General features: G+C 33.4%; 3 protein-coding genes. All 3 read left to right on the top strand.

Translation table 11 applies throughout. From position 1 onward, the window contains the following. The first annotated feature begins 243 nt into the window (after positions 1-243). Entirely contained in the window at positions 244-1,623 is a 1,380-nt protein-coding gene (locus ACN4EE_RS21460) for a UDP-glucose dehydrogenase family protein (protein WP_431708549.1), read from the top strand. 399 nt (positions 1,624-2,022) lie between these two features. Then, on the top strand, positions 2,023-3,126 hold the full coding sequence (locus tag ACN4EE_RS21455) for a tetratricopeptide repeat protein (RefSeq protein WP_431708548.1): 1,104 nt from the start codon (positions 2,023-2,025) through the stop codon (positions 3,124-3,126). A 352-nt stretch (positions 3,127-3,478) separates the two neighbouring features. Further along, positions 3,479-6,735, top strand: a 3,257-nt coding sequence (locus ACN4EE_RS21450; protein ID WP_431708547.1) for a translocation/assembly module TamB domain-containing protein, incomplete at its 3' end; no start/stop codon positions are given.

The raw sequence follows: 6,735 nt of genomic DNA, 5'->3' as shown, positions 1-6,735 counted from the left end.
GGGAACTTTTGTCTTTAAGGCAATAAACGCTTGGGGAGAGGATGCCTCTATTTTGATTGGTAGCAATACCTGTCAGGGTAAGCAACCTCTATGAACCAAGAATCCCACGTACTTCAGTCGTGGGAGTGTCAACTAATTTGCCATTCACGTTAAAAACAGGAAACCGTTATTTTCCATTGTAAAATATACATTTTGTCAATAAAAAGATTAAAATATTCACAATTTATTATTGAGGAGATGTTTATGAGAGTTTGTGTCATTGGCACTGGATATGTAGGCTTAGTTACGGGCGTATGTTTAGCCCATATTGGACATGATGTGATTTGTGTGGACAATAACGAAGAAAAAGTTAAACTGATGAAACAAGGACAATCCCCCATTTACGAACCCGGATTGTCAGAATTGATGCACTCTTGTATGGAAAATGGTAAGTTAAACTTTACTACGGATTTAGCTTCAGGTGTTCATCATGGAGAAATTTTATTTATCGCTGTGGGCACTCCTCCTTTACCTACAGGGGAAAGCGATACCCGTTATGTGGAAGCCGTGGCTAGGGGTATTGGTAATAATCTCAATGGTGGTTATAAGGTAATTGTTAATAAATCAACTGTACCTATCGGTTCGGGAGATTGGGTGAGAATGATTGTTTTAGATGGTTTTAAGGAAAAACAAATTTCCATTCAAGGAGAAGGCTTCGTTATGACAGAGGAGTTTACTCCTTTATTTGATGTGGTGAGTAATCCTGAGTTTTTAAGAGAAGGTAGTGCCGTTTATGACACTTTTAATCCCGATCGAATCGTCTTAGGAGGTAGTAGTGACAAGGCTATCGCTATGATGAAGGAATTATATCAACCCTTAGTCGATCGAACCTTTGCCCATGATAGCACACTCCCCCCCGTGCCTGTAGTGGTAACAGATTTAAGTTCGGCAGAAATGATTAAATATGCCGCTAATGCCTTCCTTGCCACAAAAATTAGTTTTATTAATGAAGTTGCTAATATATGCGATCGAGTAGGAGCGGATGTCACCCAAGTAGCGAAGGGTATTGGATTAGATTCTCGTATTGGTAGTAAATTTTTACAAGCGGGTATCGGTTGGGGAGGCTCATGTTTTCCTAAAGATGTATCGGCTTTAATTCATACAGCTAGTGACTACGGTTATGAAACAGAGTTGATGAATGCCGCCGTGAAAGTTAATGAGCGTCAACGAGTAATTATTATCGAAAAACTGCAACAGGAGTTAAAAATTCTCAAGGGTAAAGTAGTTGGTTTACTGGGTTTAACCTTCAAACCCGACACCGATGATATGCGCGACGCACCCGCTTTAAATATTATTCACGAGTTAAATCGTCTTGGTGCTAAAGTAAAGGCTTATGATCCCATTGTCTCTCAAAGTGGTTTAAGTCATGGACTTTCTGGGGTAATTATCGAAGCCAATGCGGAAATGTTAGCTGATGGTTGTGATGCTTTAGTTTTAGTCACTGATTGGCAGGAGTTTTTAAAACTAGACTTCGATAAAATCATTACCCTTGTGAAAAATCCCCTTGTGATTGACGGACGTAATTTTCTTGATCGTAGTTCGATCGAAACCGCAGGTTTCCGTTACGTTGGCATCGGAAGATAGTAAATAGTAAATAGTGAATAGTGAATAGTCTTCTGATTTATTCAGCCAACCATAATTAACGATTAATTAATAATATTTTTATACTATTTTATTCATTTTTGATGATAATTTTACAGTAAATAATCGAGTTTTATAATTTATTAAAGTAAATCAATCCTTATATAGTTATTATTAAATTTAGATAGTTTATTATCATTTTTAATCTTGTAAAAATCTTAATAAATTACTTTTAATTATTGAAAATATTAGTATATAATCATTTAAAATTTATTGACTAATTCTCGATCGAAATTTATTGATTCATTTTGTTAACACTCAGACTATAATGTAAAGTCAGAGAAGAATTTTATTTTTATACCCCCTAGGGGTAATTAATTAACAAAATTTAAGCTATAAAAAATGTTTGAAGAAGTAAAATTATCGATCGATAACGAAAATTATGATCAAGCAAAAGAGATATTAGGGAAACTTTTAAAAGAGGGAAAAAATGAACTATGGATTAGATATTATCAAGCATTAATTTTAGAAAAACAGGGTGATTTAGCACAATCAGAAGCTAATTATAGACTCATTGTGAAAGATAGTATTTATCCCGATCAAAAACTACTAAAATTGATTCGTGATGCCATAGAAAGAATTGTCAAAATTAATCAAGAAAAACAGAAAATAACCGAAGATAAAGAGAAAGAAATTAAAACAAAAAAATTGCAAGATTTTCACAATGATGAAAATAGTAAAGATTTAGCAGTGTTAGTTTTACAACCTGTTAAAAGTGAAGAAAAAAAATTTTTAGCCCCTAAACTTGCTAAAATTATGGGCATAGATAATTATACTGCTACTCTACAAATTCCTACCCGTAGTTTAAGACTCTATAAAACAGGTAATTTAGGTAATTTAAGTTATTATCAATCAGAATTATCTCAAGCTGAAATACCTTGTTTTTGTCAAAGAATTAAAGATATTAATAAAATGAAAGTTTATCAAGTCTTATTTATTATTAGTGATGAAAATGAGGTCAATATATTATGTGAAAATGATCAAGAAAAAGAGATAAATGTTACTTTTCAATGGGAAGAAATTAAGAACAAAATTCAGGCTTTAATTCCTATTTTTGAGATGACATTACATATAGATGCTAAGGGAAAACCACAGAAAAAAAAATCAACCCTTGACTATGGTAAATTCTATGATTTACACTTAAAATCTCAAAACTTAATTTTACGATTTAGTGATCAATTTTATAAATTTGAACAAGGTTTATCCATAGCAAAAGACGTTAAAACTGTTAAAGAAAAATGGCACTATTTAACAAACTATTTTGAAGACAAAATGCCTAATAAACCTATCTGGTCAGATTTTACCTTATTTGCGGAAGGAGCAGTACAGTTTCCAGAAATGTTAAAATATATTACAGCCCATGTTAATCTTTTTCGCCGAGAAGAAACCCTTTGGGATGAGGCTTTTCAACTTTATAGCGGTTTAATTTTTTTACAAGGCAATTAATTATACTTAGTAAGGGCATAATTTGAGCTTAGTTGAGGGGAGGCAAGAGGCAAGAGGCAAGAGGCAAAAGTAAATTCATAACATCAGATTATAACTTTGATGGGTGTAATTAAGGTTTGCTGAAAAAGTATGAGTGATGAGGAGATAGGGGGATAGGGTGATAGGGGGATAGGGGGATAGGGTGATAGAGGGATAGGGTGATAGGGGGATAGGGTGATAGGGGGATAGGGTGAGTAAAAATTTTAGGATCGATCGATCGTTATTCCAAAGGAATTGTTATAATACCCTAAGATTCCTCCACATCTTTGATTAACATACAGAAAAATCCCTCAATCTTGGATGTAAAAATATTATGATTGATAGTCATTATCCCATTCCTCAAAACCCAGAAGAAAGCGAAGCAATATCTGTCAATATTCGTCAAAGTAATAATTTTTGGCGTTGGCTTACTTATTTGACACTTTTATCCTTGGGGGGAGGGGTTAGTTATAGTTGGTATTTTTTCACTCAACAATTAATCCCCTCGATCGAGCAATCTGTTAGTGACTATATATCAAGACCTGTTAAACTAGGTAAAATAGAGGCAATTTCCTTTAATAAAATTAGACTCGGTGAAAGTCGCATAGAAACAACCGATACAGAAAATGATTTTGTCATTGCCGAAGGAGTAGAAATTAGTTTAAATCCCCTACAATTATTAGCAAATCAAGAAATTAATATAGGATTAAATATCCTCAATCCCCAAGGTTTCTTACAACAAAATAAAGATAATAGTTGGATTAAACTTGACTTAAATAATGAGCAAGAATTTTCTTTTTTTGGTAAATATTTTCATGTTGATAGGATTACTTTAAATGATGGATTTATTAACATAAAATCTAATAAAAATCAAGATTTTGCAATAAAATTTAATCTAAATTTTGGTAATATTTTAATAGATAAAAATCAAGTTTTATTTGATGTAAAAGCAAATATTAATAATCAAGAAAAAATTTTATTAAATGGCTTACATTTTCCTCAAAAAAATAATTGGTTGCTTAAAATAAATACTGAAAATTTAACTACTAATAATATAAATAACTTTTTAAAACTGCCTATTGATATAGCTTCTGGAGATTTTACAGGAGATTTAATCTTAAATTTTGTTCAAGATAATTTAGATGATTTACAAGCTAATTTAGACTTTAAAGAAGTTAATTTAACATTGCAAAATTTGCCTAATTCCTTCAAAAAAACTAAAGGAAATGTGAGAATTGACAATGAAAATGTTAGTGTAAAAAACATTGAGACAAATTTTGGTTTAATTCCTTTAAAAATTGACGGAAATGTGGACAATAATTTAAACTTGAATTTACAAGTTGTGCCTAAAAAACCTGTAGAAATTAATCAAATTTTGTCTAGCCTGAATATTAACACTGGAGATGTGTTAACGAAAGGAAAAATCGCAGGAAAGTTGCAAATTACGGGAGATATTTATAAACCAAAAATTGCAACAAAAGTTGTCAACGTAGGAGAAACACAAATTGATAACTTAACTTTCGAGGAAATCACAGCTGACTTGGATATTATGTCTCAAGAATTGGTAATTAATAATTTGGAGTTACTGCCGACTATTGGTGGAAAAGTTACTGGCAATGGCAAAGTCAACTTAGGCAAAAAAGATGACAGTTTTTTCCTGACATTGAAGGGGATAGATATAGAAGGCGAAAAAGTAGCGACTCTTTATCAACAATCACTGCCGATGAAGATTGGTTTAGTCAATGGCGATTATCAGTTACAGGGAAATTGGGGTGATTTATCCCGAAGTAAATTAACAGGAAATGCCGTCTTAGAGTTAGAAACGGGAAAGGCGACTATTAATAATTTTGAAATAAATCCCGACATCTGGAAAGGAGAGGTTAAGGTGTCGGGGTTAAGGTTAAGCGACTTGCCTAATCTCGATTGTCAAAAATTTGGTTGCGGTAATTCCTTCTTAAATGCTGAATTTTTGATAACTGGCAATGGAGGGGAGGTAACTCCAGAAAACATTAACTTGTCAGGGGGAGGTTATTTCGACTTGGCAGGAGGAAGGGTTGTCTTAACTGACTCCAGTTTACATCATGGAAGTTGGCAAACTAAGATGACACTAGACAATCTTTCATTATCTCAATTACCTTTTCTTAATCTGTCTTCATCCTCGATCGAAACAGGAATGGTTACAGGAGAGTTGCGAGCTGGAGGGGTATTAAATAAAAATGATGAGATGATAATTCAAGGGAAGGGTGATTTATTTTTACCTCAAGGGGATATAGATATAGATGACTTTACTTTGAAAAATGGTAGTTTTATGGCGCAAACCCATATCAATAATTTTTCTTTAGTGGATTTCGGTGATGACTTTCGAGGCGAAGCAACAGGAGAGATAACTTGGAGAGGAGATATTAATAATTTAACACTCGATAATCTTAATCTTGAAGGTAATTTAACTTTGTCTGAAGGTATCAATATTATTTCTCAACCCTTGATAACAGAATTTGCTTGGCGGGGGGAAGCATTAGAAATTAAAAATGTGAGGTTCGATCGAACAGTAGCATTTCACGATAAAGTTTATGGTAGAGGGATAATTAGTTATGACAAAGAAACAGAAGCATTAACCCAAATCGACTTAGAGATTATCGGTAAAGGAATAGATTTGCAAACCTTACCCCTTCCCGACTCCTTAGATATAATTAACTATCAAGGAAATATTGACTTGCAAGGCAGAATGACGGGAGATATATCCAAATCTCAACCTAACCTGACAGGAAAAATTAACCTCAATAACTTTCAACTAGCAAATATAGGATTTTCTCCCTTAACAGGAAACTTTAACGCTTCCCGAAAAGAGGGTATGAATATCAAACTAGATTCCTTAACTACCGACGACAAATTATATATAGATATAGATAAAGAAAATCAACCTCAAAAAATAACGATACAAAACAATAACAGTAGAATCGAAGCCGTTAGAGAAAACCAAACTTTAGCGGTGACAGCGAATCATCTACCCTTAGATAAAATCACAAAAACATGGTTAACTCATTTACCTAATAACATACAAAAAATAGGAGGAGACTTTTCGGGAGAAATTCAAGTCAACTTAACCGATAACAACTTCATTGTGTCTAATATAATTATTGAAAAACCGAGAGTAAATAATTTTCAAGGAGATACCCTGACTACGCAACTGGTATCCCAAGGGGAAGTCATAAGAATTGAAGAAGGAAAAATTCATCATCAAGAAAACGAGTATCTATTTAGTGGAGAGTTAATTTCTTTAGGAAACAATCCTCAAGTGAGAGGAAAAGTAGAAATCAAAGAGGGAGAGGGAGACATTCAGAATTTTTTGCGTAGCTGGGAAATTTTCGAGTTAAAAGATTTTTCAACTTTAAACCAACCCCGACAATATGGAAAAGCAAAAGACTTATACTCTTCTACTCCTATTGATAACTTAGGAGAAAAAGTCACATCATCGGGGGTTTCCTCCTCCCTTTCGGATAACGAGAGAGAAAAGTTAACAACTTCGGTGGCTTCCTCCTCCCTTTCGGATAACGAGAGAGAAAAGTTAACAACTTCGGTGGCTTCCTCCTC

Origin of the sequence: Geminocystis sp. CENA526 (genome assembly GCF_050753365.1) — a bacterium.
Lineage (GTDB): Bacteria > Cyanobacteriota > Cyanobacteriia > Cyanobacteriales > Cyanobacteriaceae > Geminocystis.
The sequence above is the reverse complement of the archived record's forward strand: the minus strand, read 5'-3'. Positions and strand labels throughout refer to the sequence as shown.